Raw genomic sequence first — 21067 nt, forward strand, 5'->3', positions numbered from 1 at the left:
AGGCACAACAGATGACAACTCCAATGTATTTCACTCCGCCCTTAACGGTAAAAGCCCGCGGTGCGGGCTCTGAAGGACGAAGTATACGGCCTGAACGGGGCGACATGCCATGTCGCCCGACCTCAGTTTTCGCTGAGTTCACTGACCGCGGTGGTCAATGCCATCTGCGGATCAGGCTGGCCCGCACCGTCTACCGCATACAGCGGCAGGCGAAGGTCGGCCGAGACATTAACCAGCGGAATTGTCACATCCCGCGAGAAGGACTCGATGTACTGCGGGTGATAGCCGCTGACCCAAAAGCCCAAGGTATCGCCGGGTAACAGGCGCTCGGCAATCCCCACCATATCGATATCGACATGCTCACCCAGCCCGCGTACCGGCATCATCTGATCGTCAATCAGCGCCCAGTCGCCGCCATCGCGCTGTACAGCAAGCCCCACTAACATAATGGCGTCGCAGCCAAGGCGCAGCGTGGTAATCGTCCCCATGGTACATATTTCATCGTTAAGCATCTGGGGCGTACTCAAGGTGATATCCAACTGGGGAATTCCTGCCAGAATCACGCCTTGCTCATCGTCCACCGTCAACAGCGGCACAATCTGCGTCGCCTGGCCCAGAAGATGCGCTACCTGCGCCTCCACGCCGTTGGGGACATTGTCCACCGCGACGTCCGCAACGCCGTAGAATGCGGGCTGCACACCGTTTGCCCGCCGCGCTTTAAAATCCCCGTCGTCGATGTAGACAGCGTCGTCATCGGCCAGCGACAGGCAGAGGCCCTCGCCCAACAAACCCGCCGAATCGACGCCACGCAGCTTTTCCTGCAGCCAGGCAAACTGCGCATCGCGCTGGGACAGACTGCCACAGGCAAAATTACCGCCGGGCGCTTGGAAGTAAAGCGGCTCCGGCGTCTCACCAATGAATCCAGAGATAATGTGACCGCTCTCGTGGGTCAGCAATCGCACCTCGGCGCCGTTGCTCTCGGCGCGCTGACTCAGGCACTGGTAGTTCCACCAGGCATCATTAAAATTAAACAGCGTGTCGCGGATACCCTGCGTAATCAGCACATCGACACCCGGCTGGCCGGTGTAGGTATTGCTGCCGGGCGGCGCCACTTCAATCTGTCCGGTCAGATTATTATTCAACTCACTTTCCGCAACGCTGTAGGGCATAGTGGGCTGACGGTTCAGCCCGCACCAGTAACTCGGGCTGTGGTAGGCAAACCAGTCAATCGCGTCGCGGGGGAATTCATTCAGCGTGATTCCCCGCAGCAGCGTTTCTTTTACATAGGGGTCGAGGCCACGAGAAAAGGGCGAATCCTGCCCCTCCAGTCCGGGGCCGTAGCTGCCCGCTTCGCCACCGGCAACGAGCAGCAGGCTCCAGGTCGCCTTGATGGCATCGCCGGGGTTGAGGCTGTAGGGCAGGTGATGCCAGGTGATGTCAGGCACCATTGCGTCCAGTCGCTGCTTTTCGTCCACGGCATGCAGCAGCATCTGATAACCACCGCCATAACTGGAGCCAATGGAGCCCAACAACAGGTTCACGCCGCCTGCTGTGCTCTCGGCACTGTCAGGCCGACCGGCGTAGTCCCCACTGGCGTTGTCACGCCAGGCCAGGTAATCCAGATTTTGCTCTGCCCAGTCGACAATCTGTACGAGATCCAGCCCCTCAAAATCCGGGTCCATCACCCGCACGGTGCCGCTGCTCTGACCAAAGCCGCGCAAGTCGATACTGATTACCGCATAGTCGGCATTTACCAGCGTCTCAATACCGGTAGACGCGTAGTCTCCCGACGTCGGATCGCTGACTCGACTTCCCCCAAAACCGTGCCCCTGCAATACCAGAGGGTGCGCCCCCAGCGAGCGGGCACCGCAACGCAAGGTGGCGGGCTCAAACACTTCAAAACTGATGGTTTCACCACTGGCCGATTGCAGCGTTACCGGATAGTGGCGACCCGCCGACTGCGTGGCGAAGCTGTCGCCGCAACTGGCATTGACTTGCGTATCGGCACAGCCGCGATCATCGACCGACGCCCCCGCAGGCGTCGCCGCGCAGAGGTCATTGCTGTTTACAATGCCATCTTCATCACTGTCTCGGGCGTCGTCCGCGTCGCAGGCATCGCCCGCGCCGTCATCGTCGGCATCCTGCTGATTCGGGTTCGCCACCGCCGGGCAGTTATCATCCGCATCAAGAATACCGTCACTGTCGGTATCTATGGCTTCGGGTGTCGAACCACCACTGGAGGATGAGCTTGAGCCACCGCAGGCCTGCAGCAGAGCTAAAAGCACGCACAGCATGCCAAGACGCAGTTGGATAGACATGGGAACCACCGTTTATTGTTATTGGCGATCGCCGAAGCCATCGCTATGTCACATTTATTTAATATGTTTACTACTACAACATTAAAACGGATTTTCGACAAGCCGCCATTTCCGACCTCCTGCCTCTCACGAGCGTCTTGAACCTTTCTCGCGGGCAAAAAAAAGCCCCGCATTGCGGGGCTTTTCGGTAGAGCGTGGAGGCTTACATCATGCCGCCCATGCCGCCCATACCACCCATGCCGCCCATATCAGGCATTGCCGGGGCATCTTCTTTCGGTGCGTCGGCGATCATGCACTCGGTGGTGATGATCAGGCCGGCAACAGAGCCAGCAGCCTGCAGAGCAGTACGGGTCACTTTGGCGGGATCGAGGATCCCCATTTCCATCATGTCACCGTAGGTGCCGTTACCAGCGTTGTAGCCGAAGTTGCCTTCGCCACTGCGAACTTTGTCCAGCACGACAGAGGCTTCGTCGCCAGCGTTAGTGACGATCTGACGCAGAGGCGCTTCCATCGCGCGCAGTGCCGCTTTGATACCGGCCTGCTGGTCTTGGTTGTCGCCAGCCACTTCACCCAGCTGAGAGATAGCGCGAACCAGCGCAACACCACCGCCAGGTACCACACCTTCTTCAACCGCAGCACGAGTAGCGTGGAGCGCGTCTTCAACGCGGGCTTTCTTCTCTTTCATTTCAATTTCGGTGGCCGCGCCAACCTTGATCACAGCAACACCGCCAGCCAGCTTGGCTACGCGCTCTTGCAGTTTTTCACGGTCGTAGTCAGAGCTGGTGTTTTCGATCTGCGTGCGGATTTCACCAACACGCGCCTGAATGGCCGCGCTGTCGCCCGCACCGTCAACAATCACCGTGTTTTCTTTATCCATGGTGACGCGCTTGGCAGTACCCAGGTGCTCCAGAGTCGCTTGCTCCAGATCCAGGCCCACTTCTTCAGAAATAACCGTACCGCCGGTCAGGACCGCAATGTCCTGCAGCATGGCTTTGCGGCGATCGCCGAAACCAGGCGCTTTACAGGCAGCCACTTTCACGATGCCGCGCATCGTGTTAACCACCAGTGTCGCCAGCGCTTCGCCTTCAACATCCTCAGCGATAATAACCAGCGGACGGCTGGACTTGGCCACTTGCTCCAGCAGCGGCAGCAGCTCGCGGATGTTGGAGATTTTCTTGTCGACCAACAGGATAAAGGGGCTGTCGTGCTCAACACTCATGTTTTCAGAGTTGTTGATGAAGTAAGGCGACAGGTAGCCGCGATCGAACTGCATGCCTTCAACCACTTCCAGCGCGTTTTCCAGGCCTTGGCCTTCTTCAACGGTGATAACGCCTTCTTTACCCACTTTTTCCATCGCTTCCGCGATGATCTCACCAACATGGCTATCGCTATTGGCAGAAATAGTACCGACCTGAGCAATCGCTTTGCTGTCGGCACAGGGGATAGACAGGGCTTTGACCTGCTCTACGGCGGCAGCAATCGCTTTGTCGATACCGCGCTTCAGGTCCATCGGGTTCATGCCAGCAGCAACGGCTTTCAAACCCTCGTTAACGATGGCTTGTGCCAGAACAGTTGCGGTAGTGGTGCCGTCACCCGCGTCGTCAGAGGCTTTGGAAGCCACTTCCTTCACCATCTGGGCGCCCATGTTCTCCAGCTTGTCTTCCAGCTCGATTTCTTTCGCCACAGATACACCGTCTTTGGTCACGGTCGGCGCACCGAAAGACTTATCCAGAACCACATTGCGGCCTTTGGGACCCAACGTTACTTTAACGGCATTTGCCAGGGTGTTAACACCAGCCACCATGCGCTGGCGAGCTTCGTTGCCAAATACTACGTCTTTAGCCATGATCGTCTTACCTTTAATTCACTAATTCGTTGATTCAATTATGGTTTTGAGAATTAGGCTTCAATGATGCCGAAAATCTCAGACTCACCAAGAATGATCAGCTCTTCGCCATCTACCTTCACGGTATTGCCGGAGTACTGACCGAAGATCACGCGATCGCCGACGTTGACACCGACGGGACGCAGCTCACCGTTTTCCAGCAGTTTGCCTTCGCCCACAGCCAGCACTTCACCCTGGTTCGGCTTCTCTTTCGCAGAACCGGGCAACACGATACCACCGGCGCTGGTCTGCTCCTCTTCGCTACGACGAACCACTACGCGGTCGTATAGGGGACGAATTTTCATCTTGCTCGATCTCCATTAAATCAATGAATACATGTTGTTATTTCACCGGTCTTCCGGTGCCGCAACACGGCTTACGCCGCACGACGACTTCCCTCTCACGCAGATCGGGACTCATCAGAGTTCCCGCGAGGCCAGTGCCCGCGGGCTGTTCAGGGAGTTGGGGGCTATAAAATACTTTTCAAGAGCGGGGGGCGATTTTTTTTACTCTTCTTTGCGGTATTCGCCTTCAATAGTGACATTTGACGCAGAATCTTCACGCTGGGCGCTGCGACCCGCTCCGTAGCTGCCGAAACCGGCGGTGTTTACTTGCACCAGACCGCGACGCAGCAGCGCATCAATCAGCGCCCCGCGCAACGGTCTCAGCAGGAAAACCAGACCCAATGCGTCAGTGATAAAACCGGGCGTCAACAGCAGTACACCACCGATGGCCAGCAACATCCCTTCCAACATTTCCCGGGCAGGCACTTCACCGTGATCCATGCGCTGACGCGCGCGGAGCAGCGTCGATACGCCTTGCTGGCGGAGCAGTGCGGCGCCCGCCATGGCCGTTAACACCACGCAGGCGATGGTCGGCAGCGCGCCGATGGCACTGCCCACTTCAATCAGCAGCCACATTTCCAGAATCGGCGCCAAAATAAAAACAACAAACAGTATTCTCATGCTTACGCAGACCCGTTATTCCTGCAAAGGTGCCCTGATGGCGCCAAAATCTCATCCCGGCAATACAGCCACATTCGGAGACTTCACCCCTAGTGCATCGCCGCTTGTCACCCTATTATGTCAGCTCTTCAGACTCAACGACTAGCGACAAGCCATGCGCCAACTGCACGCCCAAATTATATGCTCACTCCTGCTCGGCGGCCTGCTGTGCGCGCCAGCCCTGGCTCAGGACAAAGTACAGGAAACGCAGGAGCAAATCGTGTCCATGCGACAGTGTCTGGCCTTGTTGAGCCAGGATGCCGCCAACGACACCTCTATCGGTGACCTGCGCGAACGCTGCCGCCAACAGATTGATCCGGTAGAAAGCGCAGAGCAGGAGCTGCGCAGCAATCAAAGTGGCGTCATCAACGAGCGCAAAGCGCTTGAAGATGTCGCCAGTGAGAACCCCTTTGTTCTCACCCCTCACCGCATCAACTATCTGCTGCCGATCTCATGGCGCGACGACACCAGCGACTTCAGTGACAGTCTCGGCGTGGATAAAGAGGGCGTCGACAATACCGAGGTAGAATTCCAACTCAGTGTGAAAGTTCATATCGCCCGGGGCATTCTCGGCGACGGCACGCTGAGCGGAGCCTACACTGGCCGCTCCTTCTGGCAGGCCTACAACAAAGAATATTCCGCACCGTTCAGAGAGACCAATCACGAGCCTGAACTGATTCTGAGTTATACCAATGACTGGGAGTGGCTGGGCTTTCGCAATGTCGGCAATCAGCTGATTTTCAACCACCAGTCAAACGGTCGCAGCGAGCCGCTATCGCGCAGCTGGAACCGTGTCATGCTGAACTTCCTGTTCGAAAAGGACCGCTTCGCCATGTCGTTTCGGCCGTGGTATCGCATTCCCGAAGACCGCGAGGACGATGACAACCCGGACATCGAGCACTATATGGGTCATTTCGAGTGGATGGGCTTCTATCAGTGGCACGACCGCACCCTGAGTATTATGGTCCGTAACAATCTGCGCAGCGACAGTCGAGGCGCAATAGAACTGGGCTGGAGCTTCCCGATCAGTTCAAAAATCAAAGCCTATGTGAAGTATTTTAATGGCTACGGCGAGAGCCTGATCGAATATAATAATTCGCTGCAAAGCGTCGGCATCGGCGTATTGATCAGTGACTGGCTCTAAGCCGGTCCGCGCAGAACACTTACAACAATCATCAAAACACTGAAGGTAAGACATGATCACTGCACAGCAAGCTTTAGCGCGGCTCAAAGAGGGCAATGCGCGTTTCGTTGAAAAACTCAGCGCCAATGAAGATACCTGCATGGTCAACCGCCCTGAGCTGGTGGCCGAACAGAGCCCTTTCGCGATTATTTTGGGTTGTTCCGATGCACGCGTTCCCGCCGAACTGGTATTCGATCAGGGCCTGGGCGACTTATTTGTTATCCGCGTGGCAGGAAATATCGTTGCACCGTCTGGCATCGGCAGCGTTGAGTTTGCCGCGCTGAGCTTCGGCACGCCACTGGTCGTGGTGCTGGGCCACTCAAAATGCGGCGCAATCAACGCCACCGTCAATGCCCTGACCGGCAACTCAAAAATCCCGACGTCCAACCTTCATTCGATCGTTAAACGTGTTCGCCCGGCGGTAGAGAGCCTGCTGGCCACGGAGTTGAAACACGACCATAACAAGCTGGTGGAGCAAGCAGTACGCGCGAATGTCCGCAGCTCTGTTGAACACCTTTCCAGCGGCTCATCGACCCTTGAAAGCCTGATCAGCGAAGGCAAGTTGATGGTTGTAGGTGCCGAGTACTCCCTCGAAACCGGCAAGGTGGACTTCTTCTATGAAGATTACTGGGAGCGCATCCGCAATCTCGACGAGTGACCTCAGTGACCGGGCGCGCCAGCAACTGAGACTGGCGCTCAGCCGCATTCCTCATGGCAGGCTGTGCAGCTATGGCGAACTCGCCCGGCAAGCCGGGCTGCCCGGTCGGGCACGCTGGGTGGGCAGGCAGCTGTCACAGTTACCCGAGGACACGGCTCTGCCTTGGCACCGGGTCGTCAATGCGCAGGGCCGAATCAGTTTCCCAGTGGGTAGCGATCAATACCAGCGGCAACTTCAGCGCCTGTTAGAAGAAGGCAGCGCCGATACCACCGGCAAACTCTACTGGCGGCAGCGTCACTGGCCCCTTCACGAAGACTGAGCATCGCTGGGCTCAGACCACGGCGCCACTTTAAACAACATCAACATGCCCGGAACCGCCAACGCGGTGCAGAAGAGGTAGAAATTGGTCCAGCCAATCGCCTCGACAATCCAGCCGGTGGTGGCGTTGGCAAAGGTGCGCGGCAATGCGGCAAGTGCGGTAAACAGGGCGAACTGCGTGGCGGCATAGGCCGGCGTTGTTGCCCGGGCAATAAAGGCGGTAAAGGCCGCGGTGCCCAAGCCAACGCCGAGGTATTCAAAAACAATCACCAGCGTCAGCGCCAGCCGGTTGGGGCCGATTTCCGCCAATGCAGCAAAGCCCAAAATACTGGCGACTTGGACAAAGCCAAACACCCACAGTGCCCGGTTAATGCCCAGGCGAATCATGATGACACCGCCAACCAGACCGCCAATGATTGCCGCCGTCAGTGAGGCGGTTTTGGCGATGGTGCCAATCTCGGTAAGGCTGAAACCAATATCCAGATAGAATGGCGATGACAGCGCCGTGGCCATGTTGTCGCCGAGTTTGTACAGAAACAGGAACGACAGCAGCAACAGGGCACTGCCCAAGCCGCGACGCAATACAAACTCCCGGAACGGCTCAACGACGGCCGCCCGTAAAGTGAGCGGCGCAACACTGGCATCAGAGGCCTCGCTGACCCACAGCGTCATGGCAACCCCAATTGCCATAAAGCCGGCCATCACCATAAACACGGTGCTCCAAGGCAGGTAATCGCCCATGATGACGCCCAGCGAACCGGGCACCAAGCCAGCCAGTCGGTAGGCCTGCACGTGTATGGCGTTGCCCAGACCGAGTTCTTCATCTTTCAGCAATTCGCGACGATAGGCATCCAGCACCACATCCTGACTGGCGCTGAAAAACGCCACGCCCGCCGCCACATAGGCCACCAAGCCCACTGACACTTTGGGATCAATAAATCCCAGTGCCGCCATCGACAGCATCAGTGCGATTTGAGTAATCAGCATCCAGCCACGGCGACGCCCCAGAAAAGGCGGCACGTAGCGGTCCATTAACGGCGCCCAGATAAACTTCCAGTTGTAGGGAAAGCCCACCAGAGCAAACAGACCGATTTCCGTCAGCCCGACGCCCTCACTGCGCAGCCAGGCAGGCACCAACTGAATAAGGAAATAGAGTGGTAGCCCCGAGGCGATTCCCGTCAATACACAGATAAACATCTGCCGGGTGAAAATCGCTTTATGCCAGGGCTGTTCTGCCAGGGGCGTGTCGGCATCGCTCATCCGACGACCTCCGTGTAAAGGAACAAAGACAACAGTAAGGCCTTAATCACGGAAGTTATTAAACTGTAGTGGCTGTTCAAGATCCGCCTCACGGAGCATAGCCATGACCTGCTGAAGGTCATCACGCTTTTTGCCGGTCACCCGCACTTGATCGCCCTGAATCTGCGTTTGTACTTTGATCTTGGTGTCTTTAATCAGCTTGACGATTTTTCTCGCCAGATCACCTTCCAGCCCGGTTTTCATGGTGATGCGCTGCTTCACCTGCTTGCCAGAGGTTTCCACCTTGTCGAGCTCCATGGCCTTGGGATCGATTTTGTTCTTGATCAGATTGCTGCGCAGCATGTCTTCCATCTGAGTCAGCTGAAACTCGGCATCTGCGTAGATGACGGCATTGAGGCCATCTCGTTCGAACTTGGCATCGACGCCCTTGAAGTCAAAGCGCGTTTCGATCACACGGTTAGACTGATCCAAAGCATTGGTAAACGTGTGCAAATCCACTTCAGAAACAATATCAAATGAGGGCATCGGGGCGTTCCTTAAGAATTCTGGCGGGCCAAGTGTAGCAAGCACCGACGCAAGTCAACAGCATCGGACATTGCCGCAGCGCAGGCCTATCCCGTAAGCTGCGCCCATGCATACACACGAGCTTCACTGGTCTATTCTCGGTGCAGGTGCTATCGGCACGCTGTGGGCTTCTTATGCCTTCAAACAAGGCCGCAGCGCCGCTTTATTGCTGCGCGACAACGCCCGGCTGGAAGACTATCGGCGGGCGCGGGGTATTCTCGCCACCCTCGGCGGCAGTGCCGAACTGCTGCCGTTGCCGGCACAGTCCTGCGAGGAAGACGGCGCCCCCATCGACCACTTGTTGCTGACCACCAAAGCCCCGGACAGTCTTAAAGCACTGAGCCGAATCGACCGTCGTCTCAGCAGAGGCGCAGCCGTGGTGCTATTGCAAAATGGTCTTGGCGTACGCGAAGAATTGCTGGAAAGGCGACCCGATCTGCATTGCTACCACGCAGTGACCACCGAAGGCGCCTATCGCCCCGCCCCCTTCCAAGTGGTTCACGCCGGTCGCGGCCAGACCTTGCTGGGCGGCGGGCCGAATGCCGATGTGCTCGCCAACAGCCTCAGTGTCGGGCCACTAGATGTCAGCGCGACCGAAGACATTGACGCCGCACTCTGGCGCAAGCTGGCGGTCAACTGCGCGATCAACCCCCTTACCGCGCTTTATCGCTGTCGTAACGGCGAGCTACTGGACAACCCGCTGGCACTCCAGCAATTACACCAGGTTATCGACGAAATCCTCGAACTGGGCGAATACATGGGCCAGCCCGCGCGCTTCGACGGGCTGCGTGAGCAAGTGCTCGCCGTCGTCAGAGGAACCGCGCTGAATCGCTCGTCCATGCTGCAGGATATTGAAAATGGGCGCCCCAGCGAAATTGACTATATTACCGGCTACCTTTGCCGCTATGCGTCAGACGTGGGCCTGACACTGGACGCCAACCAACAGCTTCTGGAACAGGTTCGCGCACTGTCGTAAATCCGCTTGCCATGCGCGCTGCAGCGCCGTTTTAATACGGTGAACAGCAAATCAAACCTGCCTGCGATGCTGCGGGCCGCCATGCGAGTCCCAGACATGACGCTGACAGCTCTGCAAGCGTATAACATAGAAAAAGCCATTGCGGCGGGCCAACAGATTGAGGCGATCAAACAATACCGCGAGGCCACGCACTGTGACCTGGCCGAGGCAAAGACCGCCATTGATCGCATCAGCAATGAATTGCGCGAGCAAAAGCCCTGGCTGTTTAAACACACGGCACCACCTGAACCGAAGGGCATCCGCAAGTCGGTCATCAATGTCAAAGCATTCGCCTTGTTTATGTTGGTCGATGCCGTGATTTTCGCCGGTGTGATTTACTACTTTTTTCTTCGCGACACGCCATCGTCGCAGCGAGACAGCACCGCCGTTACCAATGCGCTTGAGACCACCTCCGCACATGCCAAGCCCAAACGCTTGAAGCTGTCGGGCAAGATCGATACCGGCAGTTTTTCCGCAACGCTCGCTGACGGCGAGCGCTTTGAATCGCTGTATCTCGACAAAATTGCCGACCGCCATTACATCCGGCGCAAAGGCAGCTCGGCAAGCCGCCAGTATGACGACAGCCTGCTGGAGCGCAAAATTAAAACGGCCCGAAGCCAACAGGCTGCCACAAGGACGACGCCGGAGGGCACGATCACCCTCTCAATCCCTCGCGGTACCGACGCCCCCGTCATCGACGGCATTCTGGAAGCGGATGCATGGCGCGACGCCCTTCGCCTGACTAGCGATGACGGCAGCCAAACCACACTGTATGCCAAGGTTGTCGGCGACTGGTTATTTGTCGCCTGCGACGCCCCCGCTGAACGGACGGCCAGTGGCTATGACCAACTGCGCGTGTATCTCCACATGGGCCTGTTCGACACACTGGTCAACGAGAGGATTCATATCGGCCGTGGCCCCGGGATAACCAGCATTCGACAAACTCGCTTTCACTGGCAGGGCGAACCACCCAGCAGCGACAAGGAGCGCTGGAAAAAATACGCCATCAGCGACTGGGGACTCTATCAATACGCCCAAGGTAGCTCGTCAATGCACAGTGGCCACCGCCAGTATGAAGCCGCCATCCATCTCGGCGAAGCAGCACTGCACGCCAACACGCCCTTCCCCCTTTATACAGAGCTTGAAACAGATCCTCTGCGCGACACCAACGGCAAATTTGTCGAGCGACAGTACCTCGGCAGTTTCGGCAGCGATGCCCAGCCGCTATGGTTATATTTCAACTAGTACTCCCTCAACCACAAGGCTTGGGTCAACAGGCGTCGGCCATCGCAATTTGACAAGCCTTGTCGCCCGGCATACAGTTGCGCCGCCTGAAACAGGTGCCCTGAAGCGTGTCACGCTCAAGGGTTAAACGGGAAGTTCGGTGAGTCGACCTCGACAAGACCGACGCTGCCCCCGCAACGGTAATCACCCCATGGTGAGAGCCCGGAACCGGCCTGATCAGTTGTTTACCCGATGTAGCGGAGGGCTTCATCAGTGGTCATATATTCGTATATCACCTCTATCCCTCCCTCATTGCTGACGTTCACAAGCTTTGAGGTTTATCATGAAACTCGCAAAACTCGCTATTGGCGGCTGCCTGCCGCTGTTTATTAGTCTCGCCCATGCCGGTTCACCGGAAATGGAAACCACGGTTGTCACCGCCACTCGGATTGAGCAAAGCCTGGCCGAAGTATTGGCGCCGGTCAGTGTCTTCGAGCGCGCTGACATTGAACGCATCGCACCGCTAGACCTGCAGGAACTGCTATCCCGCGCAACGAGTGTCAGCATGCTGCGCAATGGTGGTCGCGGCTCTGCCACCAGTCTGTTCTTGCGCGGCAACAACAGTAATCACACGCTAGTGCTGGTCGACGGCGTGCGTGTCAGCTCAGCTACCAGCGGCAGCCCGGCATTGACCAACCTTCCCCCGGAGCTGATTGAGCGAGTGGAAATTGTGCGCGGCCCCCGCTCGGTGCTTTACGGTTCCGAAGCCATTGGCGGCGTGGTCAACATTATCACCAAGAAGTTTCATGATACCGATGGCGTGAAGCCCTTCGTCCAGCTGAGCGCGGGGTCGAACAACACCCTGAAAGCACTGGCGGCACTGAACGGCGGCAATGCCGATACGCAGTTCAGCTTGAGCCTGCTGCATGACGAAACCGATGGTGTCGACAATACCACCAGCACCGCGGGCCGCCATGGCGATGACGACGCCTTTGAACAGCAAGCCCTAAACTTCAGCCTGGTTCATCGCATCAACGAGCGTGCAAACCTCTATGCGATGTATCAGCAGAGTGATTCGGAAAACGACTACGATGCGAACTGCTATGACAACGCCTGGAATACTGTCGAGTGCGCACCCTATGGTGACAACTCCGTCAGCGTCGGCAGTCTGCGCGGCGAGTTCCTGCTTACCGATAACTGGAAACTCACCCTCAGCGCAGGCCGCTCAGGGGATGAAAGTGAAACCGAGTATCGCTACGTAGATCCTGCCGCTCCGCGTGGTGACATTTTTAAAACCACCCGCAAGCAAGGCGGTATTCAAAACGACTTCACGCTGGGCAAAGCCTATACCCTGACCCTCGGCGGCGAATACTTTAGCGACACAGTGAAAAGCACGCAGAATTATGATCAAGGTGAACGCGATGCCAGCGCGGGTTACCTGCAATGGCAGGCCGACTACGGCTTGATTGATTATGTGCTGGGCTGGCGCCACGACAACAATGAGCAGTTCGGTAGCCACAACACCCGCAATGCGGCAGCAGGCATCGACCTGACTGAGTCGATAAAAATGGTCTTGTCGTATGGCGAAGGTTTTAACGCCCCGACGTTCAATGACCTTTACTACCCAGGCTACGGCAACCCCGACCTTGAGCCCGAGCACTCAAAAAACCGTGAAGTCGAGATTCGCGGCCAGCAATCATGGGGACGCTGGAGCTTGAACTATTTCACCAATGATGTCGAAAAACTGATCGCGTACAATCCAATCACTTTTGGCCCGGATCAGATTAATTCTGCGCGCATCAAGGGTGTAGAGGCCAGTGTTTCCACCGTGATTGCCCTGTGGCATATCGATGCGAATATCACGCTGCTGGATACCGAAGATCGCGACCTCGGCAAGGAGCTGCGCCGCCGCCCCGACCGCCAGGCCAACATCAATGTTGATCGCGAATGGGATCGCTGGGGCGTCAATGCCAGCCTGAGACTGGTGGGAAGCCGCTATGAAGATGCCGCCAACAACGATGAACTGAGTGGCTATGGCCTGCTGGATGCTGGCATTTCCTATCGCCTGCGCGAGGATGTCAGCCTGAAGTTTGCCGTGAAGAACGCTCTCGACAAGGAGTACATCAGTGCGCGTGGCGGAAGTCTTGGCGACTACCAGTCTGTCGGACGCGAGGCGCTGCTGAGTATCACCTATAATCCCTGAGCACCAACAGGAGCCCACATACGATGACGGATGAAGAACAGCGCCACCGCGAGCGGATGGCCAAGAAAAAAGCACTGATTGATGCCCGCGTTGCCAAGGCAACCGAAGAGCGCGGAGTACTGATCGTACTCAGCGGCCCCGGCAAAGGTAAATCCAGTTCGGGTTTCGGCACAGTCATTCGCTGTATTGGTCACGGCTATAAAGCAGCGGTGGTGCAGTTCATCAAGGGTACCTGGGACTGCGGAGAGCGGAATTTTCTCCAGCAGTTCTGCCCCGACACCCCGTTCATCGTAATGGGCTCCGGCTTCACCTGGGAAACCCAAAGCAAGGCGCAGGACCGCGAAGCGGCACAACAAGCCTGGCAAAAGACAAAGGCACTTTTAAAAGATGAAAGCCTGCATCTGCTTTTACTGGATGAACTGACCTATATGCTCAAGTACGGCTATATCGATGCCGATGAAGTCTACGACGCTCTCAAACAGCGCCCGCCGGAAATGAGTGTGATCATTACCGGCCGCGGCGCACCGCCAGCCCTCAAGGAACTGGCAGACACCGTGTCGATGATTGACGACAAAAAGCACGCTTTCCGCGACGGCGTGAAAGCCCGTAAGGGCGTCGACTGGTGACACGGTTTGTACTGGCGGCAATCGTCGCCTGCTGTTTTCCCCTGCTCGGCCATGCCGACGCGACTTGCGTGCAGGACGACCGGGACAAAACCCTTTGCCTGGAGAAATCTGCCAGCAGGATTATTGCCCTGTCACCGGGGGCAACGGAGCTGGTCTATGCAGCGGGTGCAGGCGATCATCTCATTGCCGCCGTCACCTTCAGCGATTATCCCGACGCGGCTCAGAAACTCCCTCGCGTGGGCAGCTACAACCGCTTCGACCTGGAAGCCATTCTCAGTCTGAAGCCCGACTTATTGATTGGCTGGCACAGCGGCAACCCGGTCGAACAGTTAGCCCAACTGGAATCACTGGGGCTGACGGTGTACTACAGTGAACTGCGCGGTTTTGCCGATGTCGCCAGCACGCTAAGGCGTCTCGGGAAACTCGCAGCGACGGAAGCAACCGCCGAGACCGCCGCCAGCGAGTTTGAGAACGGGATCGACGAGCTGCGCAACCGTTATTCCAACGCCGAGCCCGTGCGAGTCTTCCAGCAGATATGGGAGAATCCGCTGATGACCGTAAACGATGAACACCTGATCAGCGAAGCAACGCGCCTGTGTGGCGGGGTGAATGTGTTTGGCGCATTGCCCCGACTGGCCGCGCGCATTGACCATGAGGCCGTGTTGGCCGCCGACCCTGAAGCCATCATAGCCGGAGGCATGGGCGAGGAAAATCGAGACTGGCTCGACGCCTGGCTGCCCTATTCCGGTCTGATTGCAGTACAGCGGAACAACCTGTTCTTTGTGCCGCCATCGACGCTGCAACGACCAACCCCCCGCCTGCTGGAAGGCACGCGCCTGCTTTGTCAGCACTTGGAGACCGCCCGTGCACGGCGCTGAACGCGCCGCTCCACGACTGATGCCGACGCTCTTGCTGCTCGGCCTGTTTGCCTGCGCCGCGATGGGGCTGAGCATTGCCACCGGCAGCCTGCACATTAACCTCGCTCAGTTGCTGGCGGTCTTATCAGGCGATGGCGAACCCCTGCACCGAACGCTGATTTTCGAGTTACGCCTGCCGCGCAGCCTCGCCGCGTTTGCCACGGGCGGCTTACTGGCCGTCGCCGGCGCGTTAATGCAGGTGTTGCTGCGCAACCCACTGGCTGACCCCTATGTTCTCGGCCTGTCCGGGGGAGCCGCTGTCGGCGCGCTGAGCGCAATGCTCGCCGGACTGGGGAGCGCAGTGGTATCGGGTTCCGCTTTTGTCGGCGCCATCGTTTCCGCCGTCACCGTGTTTACGCTCGCCCACGGCAGTGGCAGCTGGACACCGACCCGCCTGCTGTTGACCGGGGTCGTCATTGCCGCTGGCTGGGGCGCCGTGGTCACCTTTATGCTGGCCATTGCGCCGACAGAAAACCTTCCGGGTATGTTGTTCTGGCTGATGGGCGACCTCGCCTACGCGCGCAGCCCCTGGCCGGCATTGATCGCGCTGTCGCTCTTATCGCTACTGCTGATCCCTCTGGGTCGCAGCCTTAATGTGCTGGCTCGCGGCCCTCTTCAGGCTGCCGCGCTGGGTGTCGCGGTGAAGCCCTTGGAGTGGGGGATCTATATCGCCGCCAGCCTGCTGACCGCCATGGCAGTGACCACGGCGGGCAGCATCGGCTTTGTCGGACTGGTGGTGCCTCATTTACTGCGCTTGGTATTGGGCAATGATCAGCGCCTGATCCTGCCCGCCTGCGCCCTGGCCGGGGGCACCCTGCTTACGCTGGCAGATACGCTGGCGAGAACCATTATTGCTCCGGAGCAATTGCCGGTCGGGGTGATCACCGCCTTGCTCGGCGTACCGAGCTTTCTGTTCCTGCTGTACCGGAGCCGATAATGGATACGCCTTCTAGTCTGCTCAGCACTCGCCAACTGGTCATCGATGTTCCCGGACGCGACGATGCTTATCCTCTGGACCTGACGATACAGCAGGGCCAAATCTGGGGAATACTCGGCCCCAATGGCGCGGGTAAAACGACGCTGCTGCATACCTTGGCCGGACTGCGAAAGCCGCGAAGCGGCAACATTCTGCTGGCCGGAAAGGCCCTGGATCGCTGGCGACGCCGCCAGATCGCCCAGCAGTTGGCGGTGATTTTTCAGGAGCGCAGCGACAGCTTTCCCTCCACCGTGCTGGAATCGGCCATGATCGGTCGACACCCTTTTCTGAGCACCTGGGAGCTGGAATCCAGCGACGATCTGAGTATTGCCCGCGAGGCATTGAACAGAATGGAGCTGGGCAATATGGAGCAGCGTCTGGTCAGTACGCTGTCGGGCGGAGAAAAACAGCGGCTGGCTGTCGCAACTGCGCTCTGCCAACAGGCGCAGTTGTGGTTGGCAGACGAACCGGGCAACCACCTCGACTTGCATCATCAAGTCGCCGTGATGCAGCTGCTTCGCGAGCAGGCTGATAACGGCTGTGCCGTGGTACTTTGCCTGCACGACATCAACCTGGCCGCTCGCTATTGCAGTCACCTGCTGCTCCTCTATCCCGACGGCAGTGCTTGCTGGGGAGAGGCGTCTACCATGTTGAAAACCGAAGCGCTGGAGAGACTCTACCGCCAGCCTCTGCGAGTCATCGAAGACAGCGGCGAGCGGATTTTTCTGCCGCGTACCGAGCGACCAAACAAGCCATTATGAACAGCGAATTCAGCCCCGCCGATATCGACGCCATCTACCGCGTGATCGCCGCGCGTCGAGACATGCGTCATTTCGCGGGTGGCGACGTAGCGCCCGAGACACTGCGACGCCTGCTCGCCGCCGCTCACCAGGCCCCCAGCGTCGGCTTTATGCAGCCCTGGCGCTTTATCCGCATTCGCAGACCCGCGCTTCGCGATGCCTTGTACGAGGCCGTTCAACGGGAAATTACCGCTTCGGCCGAGGCGCTGGGAGACCGCAAACAGGAATTTCTGCGCCTGAAAGTCGAGGGCGTTCGCGATTGTGCTGAACTGCTGGTGGTCGCACTTTGCGATCATCGAGAGCGGTATATTTTTGGTCGCCGCACGCTGCCGGAAATGGATTTGGCCTCCGCCGCCTGTGCCATCCAGAACCTGTGGCTGGCCGCCCGGGCCGAAGGGCTGGGCATGGGCTGGGTTTCACTTTTCCAGCCCGAGGAAATCAAGCCGCTATTAAAAATGCCCGAGGACAGCCACCCAATTGCGCTGTTGTGCCTCGGACCCGTCCATGAATTCTACGACAAGCCCATGCTTGAGCAGGAAAACTGGGACAGCCGCCGTCCACTCGATAGCCTGATTATGGAGGACGGCTGGCATGACTGAGCGCAGCAAAACGCTGATGGTACAGGGCACCACCTCCGACGCGGGCAAGAGTGTACTGGTGGCCGCCCTTTGTCGGGCAATGGCCCGGCGCGGCCTGGCCGTGGCACCGTTCAAGCCGCAAAATATGGCCCTGAACAGCGCGGTAACCCCCGATGGCAGGGAAATTGGCCGTGCTCAGGCGGTACAGGCCCGCGCCTGCGGGCTGCCTCCTCACAGCGATATGAACCCGGTTTTACTCAAGCCCAATAGCGATACCGGCGCGCAGGTCATCATTCATGGCAAGGCCCTGAGCAACATGGAGGCGGCGGATTACCACGCCTACAAACGCACAGCGCGGCAGGCGGTACTCGACTCCCACACGCGCCTCCAACAGCAGTACACACACATTGTGGTTGAGGGCGCGGGCAGCCCGGCGGAGATCAATCTTCGCGACAACGATATTGCCAATATGGGCTTTGCCGAAGCCGTCGACTGCCCGGTTATCCTGATTGCCGACATCGATCGCGGCGGCGTGTTTGCCCACCTCGTCGGCACCCTCGCTCTGTTGTCGGAAACGGAAAAAACGCGGGTAAAGGGTTTCGTCATTAACCGCTTTCGAGGCGATATTGCCCTACTGCAATCGGGTCTGGACTGGCTTGAAGATTACACCGGCAAGCCGGTGATTGGCGTTTTACCCTACCTGCACGATCTTCATCTGGAAGCCGAAGACGCCATCAATGCCGACCAGCAACTGAGCAAAGTCGCTCTGCGAATTGCGGTACCCGTGCTGCCTCGCACCAGCAATCACACCGATTTTGATGCGCTGCGGCTGCAACCGGATGTAGACCTGCAATTTGTGCGCAAGGGTCAGCCACTTCCCCCCTGCGACCTGATCATTCTTCCCGGCAGCAAGAGCGTGCGCGCTGACCTCCAGGCTCTGCACGACAATGGCTGGGCAGAACAACTCACCAGACATCTGCGCTACGGCGGTAAAGTACTGGGCATCTGCGGCGGCTTTCAAATGCTGGGTAAGCTCATCCACGACCCCTTGGGCATAGAGGGACCGTCCGGCAGCAGCGAGGGACTGGCTTGGCTGGATATGGAAACCACCCTCGCCGCCGAGAAAACCCTGCGTCAAGTCAGTGGTCATTGCCGACTAAACGGGCGCCGGGCCTCGCTGCGCGGCTACGAAATTCATGCGGGGATCAGTCAGGGCCGCGCACTGGAAACCCCGTTTGCAGAAGTAAATGAGCACTGCGACGGCGCAATTTCAGCAGATGGACACGTTCTGGGCAGCTATGTACACGGCTTGTTTGATGACGATGAGGCCCGCGCCTTGATCCTGCAATGGGCTGGCGCCTCAAGCCTGGAGGCCGTCGATTACGACGGCATTATCGAGGCCAACCTAGAGCGACTGGCAGATTGTGTTGAGCAGCATCTCGACATGGAGACGCTACTCTCCCTGGGCAGTTAAAATTCAAAATCTGCCAGACTGGCCAGGCCGTCAAACAACGGGGTCAACAACAGCTCATCCAGCGCGCCGATCAGCGGTGCCAACAAGGCCAGCAAGGTGTTATCGAGGACGAAGGTCACTTCGCGCACTACCGCCAGCAGGACGCTGCTCAGGAACTTGGGACCCAGGCCAATAGCATTGGTCACCTCTGCCGGAGCGAACTGTTCAATGGGGATAATGCCGACGAGGATATTGTTCAGCAAATCTTCAACCAGTGAGACCAAAACCTGTCCCAGTTCGGCCGTGCTCGCATTGCCCACGGCATCCAGCGTTCGTCCCACGTCGAACAGCAGCTCAGACAACAGTGCAAAGCTACCGCCAACCATGGGCACAACACCTGTTTCTTCCTCTATTGCATCGACCAGCCCTTGAATATTCATGGCAAGCGCTTTAACAGGATCGGTCAAGCTGCGCAGATCGGCCGAGCCCTCCCCGGAGCCCTGATCATCGGCACTGGGAACACTGGCACGAAATTCGTCAAGAATACCGCCCAACTGATCAAACGGCGCCGGCAGAGATTCATTGCTGTCGACCACAGCCTGCAGTTGCTGCAATGAGTACAGCAACGCCTGCGAGGCCCGGGCCGAACCCGCCATCAGCAGATCGGGATTCTGCTCCTCAGCCGCCTTCTGCACGCCGGTAGACAGCGCATCCAGAACTTCGATCAGGCCGACACTGGATTGCGCCATGGCATTGATCAACGCCGCCATTGTGGGGTCATTAACGGCACCGGCCAGCTGCGTGAAGCCCTCGGCAAAGGTGCTTTGTACCTCGTCGAGATTACCCTCTTCGCCATACACATCGAATTCCGGGTTAGCCTGCAACGGGCTGGTAAAGGCATCGCTGCTGGCAATCCCTTCGGCAGGCTGCTGCAAGGTGCTGCGGATAAACGCGGGTTGCGGATCAGTCAACGAGCCGATACCCAACGCACCGTCGTCGGGGTCGACTTCATAGACCTCGCCATAAAACTGGTCGCCCTTCACTTCCACCCACACAAAGCCGTAGGAGTCGCCCTTCTCGTAAAAGACAGGATTACTGTTGCGCCCCTCCAAACTGCGAGTCTTACTCGCGGCACCGGATAGAATAAACTCGGTTTTACCGCAGTCCGGCTGACTCATCAGCCACTGGAGATCGTGATCATGCCCGGCGAACATGAAGTCGGCGCGATCACACATCGTTTCTTCCAAAAATGCCTTGTAGCGCTCACCGGCCAGCACCGGCAACAGGAAGCCCGGCACACCGTCGTAATTGCCGGCATTTCCGTGGCTGCCATTGGATACGTAGGGGTGGTGTGCAAAAACAAACTTCCATTTGGCCTGACTGGTCTCGATAGACGATTTCAGCCATTCAGCCTGCGCCAGGCCGAAGTTGTTGTAGGAATAGTTTTCGTCGCTGTCCGGGAAACCACCCGCCACCTGACTGGAGTCGATGCCAAAGAATTCCACCAGCGGCTTGCCGTTATCCTGCTCACCCTCAGAGAAACGGTAGTAGCGATCAGGCATTTTCCAGCGCTGGGAAGCGCGAGGGGCGTCGGGGTGTTCTGCGTCCCGATAGTGATAATCCACCTGATACTCACCAGTGGCATTCCCGGCACCATCACCACCGAAAAACCCGGTGTTATCGTGGTTGCCGAGGACGAAATAGAACGGCAGATCAACGGGCTCGAATGGCAGTTCAAATTTCTCTTCGAACTGGGGGTCCATTACGGACGTCACACCAGACTCATAGATATTGTCGCCAAGCCCCAATACCAGATCACAACCACGAGCCTCGCAAACCGCCGCCATGGCTTTACCCACTGCATAGGCGCCATTACTGGCGCTGCCGCTGTCGCCCATCAAAATAAAGCGAACGACATTGTTATCCGGCGGTGTTGAGCCACCATTATCCCCGCCGTTGTCACCGCCATTATCGACACTATCGCTGCCACTGCTGCCTGATGAAGAAGAACCTCCACAAGCTGACAGGCCTAGCAAGCTAGCGGCCAGTAACAGAGAGGTAAGAATCGGTTTTGCTGTCATTTGT

The 21067-nt window shown here is 57.9% G+C and carries 19 protein-coding genes and 1 riboswitch; of the genes, 12 read left to right on the plus strand and 7 right to left on the minus strand.

Translation table 11 applies throughout. The features are described 5' to 3' along the window. Nucleotides 1-122 precede the first annotated feature (122 nt). The 4 genes from AC5DB9_RS02005 to AC5DB9_RS02020 form a co-directional block, all read right to left on the minus strand. Nucleotides 123-2318 (minus strand): CocE/NonD family hydrolase, encoded by a 2196-nt coding sequence (locus AC5DB9_RS02005; RefSeq protein WP_272994466.1) that lies wholly within the window; start codon nt 2316-2318, stop codon nt 123-125. 202 nt (nt 2319-2520) lie between these two features. Further along, nucleotides 2521-4167 (minus strand): chaperonin GroEL, encoded by a 1647-nt coding sequence (groL, locus tag AC5DB9_RS02010; RefSeq protein WP_272994483.1) that lies wholly within the window; start codon nt 4165-4167, stop codon nt 2521-2523. A 50-nt stretch (nt 4168-4217) separates the two neighbouring features. Beyond that, complete coding sequence (locus AC5DB9_RS02015; protein WP_022959530.1) at nt 4218-4508, minus strand: co-chaperone GroES; 291 nt, start codon at nt 4506-4508, stop codon at nt 4218-4220. Nucleotides 4509-4709: 201 nt separating this feature from the next. Then, nucleotides 4710-5168: an FxsA family protein gene (locus AC5DB9_RS02020; RefSeq protein ID WP_022959531.1), complete on the minus strand. Its 459-nt coding sequence runs from the start codon at nt 5166-5168 to the stop codon at nt 4710-4712. 265 nt (nt 5169-5433) lie between these two features. Between AC5DB9_RS02020 and AC5DB9_RS02025 the strand changes: the two genes are divergently transcribed. From AC5DB9_RS02025 to AC5DB9_RS02035, 3 genes are read left to right on the plus strand one after another with little or no spacing between them, the layout of a single operon-like run. Continuing rightward, entirely contained in the window at nt 5434-6351 is a 918-nt protein-coding gene (locus AC5DB9_RS02025) for a phospholipase A (RefSeq protein WP_272994484.1), read from the plus strand. Between the two features lie 52 nt (nt 6352-6403). After that, entirely contained in the window at nt 6404-7048 is a 645-nt protein-coding gene (locus tag AC5DB9_RS02030) for a carbonic anhydrase (RefSeq protein WP_272994469.1), read from the plus strand. Then, on the plus strand, nt 7008-7367 hold the full coding sequence (locus AC5DB9_RS02035) for an MGMT family protein (RefSeq protein WP_272994470.1): 360 nt from the start codon (nt 7008-7010) through the stop codon (nt 7365-7367). Before AC5DB9_RS02030 ends, AC5DB9_RS02035 begins: the two co-directional genes overlap by 41 nt. Here AC5DB9_RS02035 and AC5DB9_RS02040 read toward each other — a convergent pair. Then, nucleotides 7355-8626, minus strand: a complete 1272-nt coding sequence (locus tag AC5DB9_RS02040) for an AmpG family muropeptide MFS transporter (RefSeq protein ID WP_272994472.1) — start codon at nt 8624-8626, stop codon at nt 7355-7357. The genes AC5DB9_RS02035 and AC5DB9_RS02040 overlap by 13 nt on opposite strands. Nucleotides 8627-8668: 42 nt before the next feature. Next, nucleotides 8669-9151 (minus strand): YajQ family cyclic di-GMP-binding protein, encoded by a 483-nt coding sequence (locus AC5DB9_RS02045; RefSeq protein WP_022959536.1) that lies wholly within the window; start codon nt 9149-9151, stop codon nt 8669-8671. A 106-nt stretch (nt 9152-9257) separates the two neighbouring features. Between AC5DB9_RS02045 and AC5DB9_RS02050 the strand changes: the two genes are divergently transcribed. From AC5DB9_RS02050 to AC5DB9_RS02090, 9 genes are all read left to right on the plus strand, one after another. Then, nucleotides 9258-10166 carry a 2-dehydropantoate 2-reductase gene (locus AC5DB9_RS02050; protein ID WP_273009552.1) on the plus strand — a complete coding sequence of 303 codons (909 nt, stop codon included), beginning with the start codon at nt 9258-9260 and terminating at the stop codon, nt 10164-10166. Between the two features lie 96 nt (nt 10167-10262). Next, entirely contained in the window at nt 10263-11450 is a 1188-nt protein-coding gene (locus tag AC5DB9_RS02055) for a hypothetical protein (protein ID WP_272994474.1), read from the plus strand. A gap of 76 nt (nt 11451-11526) precedes the next feature. Further along, nucleotides 11527-11680, plus strand: a riboswitch (cobalamin riboswitch). Between the two features lie 92 nt (nt 11681-11772). After that, nucleotides 11773-13632 carry a TonB-dependent receptor domain-containing protein gene (locus tag AC5DB9_RS02060; RefSeq protein WP_273009550.1) on the plus strand — a complete coding sequence of 620 codons (1860 nt, stop codon included), beginning with the start codon at nt 11773-11775 and terminating at the stop codon, nt 13630-13632. A 23-nt stretch (nt 13633-13655) separates the two neighbouring features. Beyond that, the gene (cobO, locus tag AC5DB9_RS02065) at nt 13656-14258 is read left to right on the plus strand and encodes a cob(I)yrinic acid a,c-diamide adenosyltransferase (RefSeq protein WP_272993491.1); all 603 of its coding nucleotides are present in this window, start codon (nt 13656-13658) and stop codon (nt 14256-14258) included. Beyond that, nucleotides 14255-15136: a cobalamin-binding protein gene (locus tag AC5DB9_RS02070; RefSeq protein WP_272993489.1), complete on the plus strand. Its 882-nt coding sequence runs from the start codon at nt 14255-14257 to the stop codon at nt 15134-15136. Before cobO ends, AC5DB9_RS02070 begins: the two co-directional genes overlap by 4 nt. Next, nucleotides 15123-16112: a FecCD family ABC transporter permease gene (locus AC5DB9_RS02075; RefSeq protein WP_272993485.1), complete on the plus strand. Its 990-nt coding sequence runs from the start codon at nt 15123-15125 to the stop codon at nt 16110-16112. Before AC5DB9_RS02070 ends, AC5DB9_RS02075 begins: the two co-directional genes overlap by 14 nt. Then, complete coding sequence (locus AC5DB9_RS02080; protein WP_272993482.1) at nt 16112-16912, plus strand: ABC transporter ATP-binding protein; 801 nt, start codon at nt 16112-16114, stop codon at nt 16910-16912. The genes AC5DB9_RS02075 and AC5DB9_RS02080 overlap by 1 nt, the downstream gene beginning before the upstream one ends. Next, nucleotides 16909-17550, plus strand: a complete 642-nt coding sequence (gene bluB, locus AC5DB9_RS02085; RefSeq protein WP_272993479.1) for a 5,6-dimethylbenzimidazole synthase — start codon at nt 16909-16911, stop codon at nt 17548-17550. Before AC5DB9_RS02080 ends, bluB begins: the two co-directional genes overlap by 4 nt. Next, nucleotides 17543-19003 (plus strand): cobyric acid synthase, encoded by a 1461-nt coding sequence (locus tag AC5DB9_RS02090; RefSeq protein WP_272993477.1) that lies wholly within the window; start codon nt 17543-17545, stop codon nt 19001-19003. The genes bluB and AC5DB9_RS02090 overlap by 8 nt, the downstream gene beginning before the upstream one ends. Here the strand turns inward: AC5DB9_RS02090 and AC5DB9_RS02095 are convergent. After that, nucleotides 19000-21063, minus strand: a complete 2064-nt coding sequence (locus tag AC5DB9_RS02095) for a metallophosphoesterase (protein WP_272993475.1) — start codon at nt 21061-21063, stop codon at nt 19000-19002. The genes AC5DB9_RS02090 and AC5DB9_RS02095 overlap by 4 nt on opposite strands. Between the last annotated feature and the right edge of the window lie 4 nt (nt 21064-21067).

The sequence above is a fragment of the Spongiibacter sp. genome, assembly GCF_984394615.1.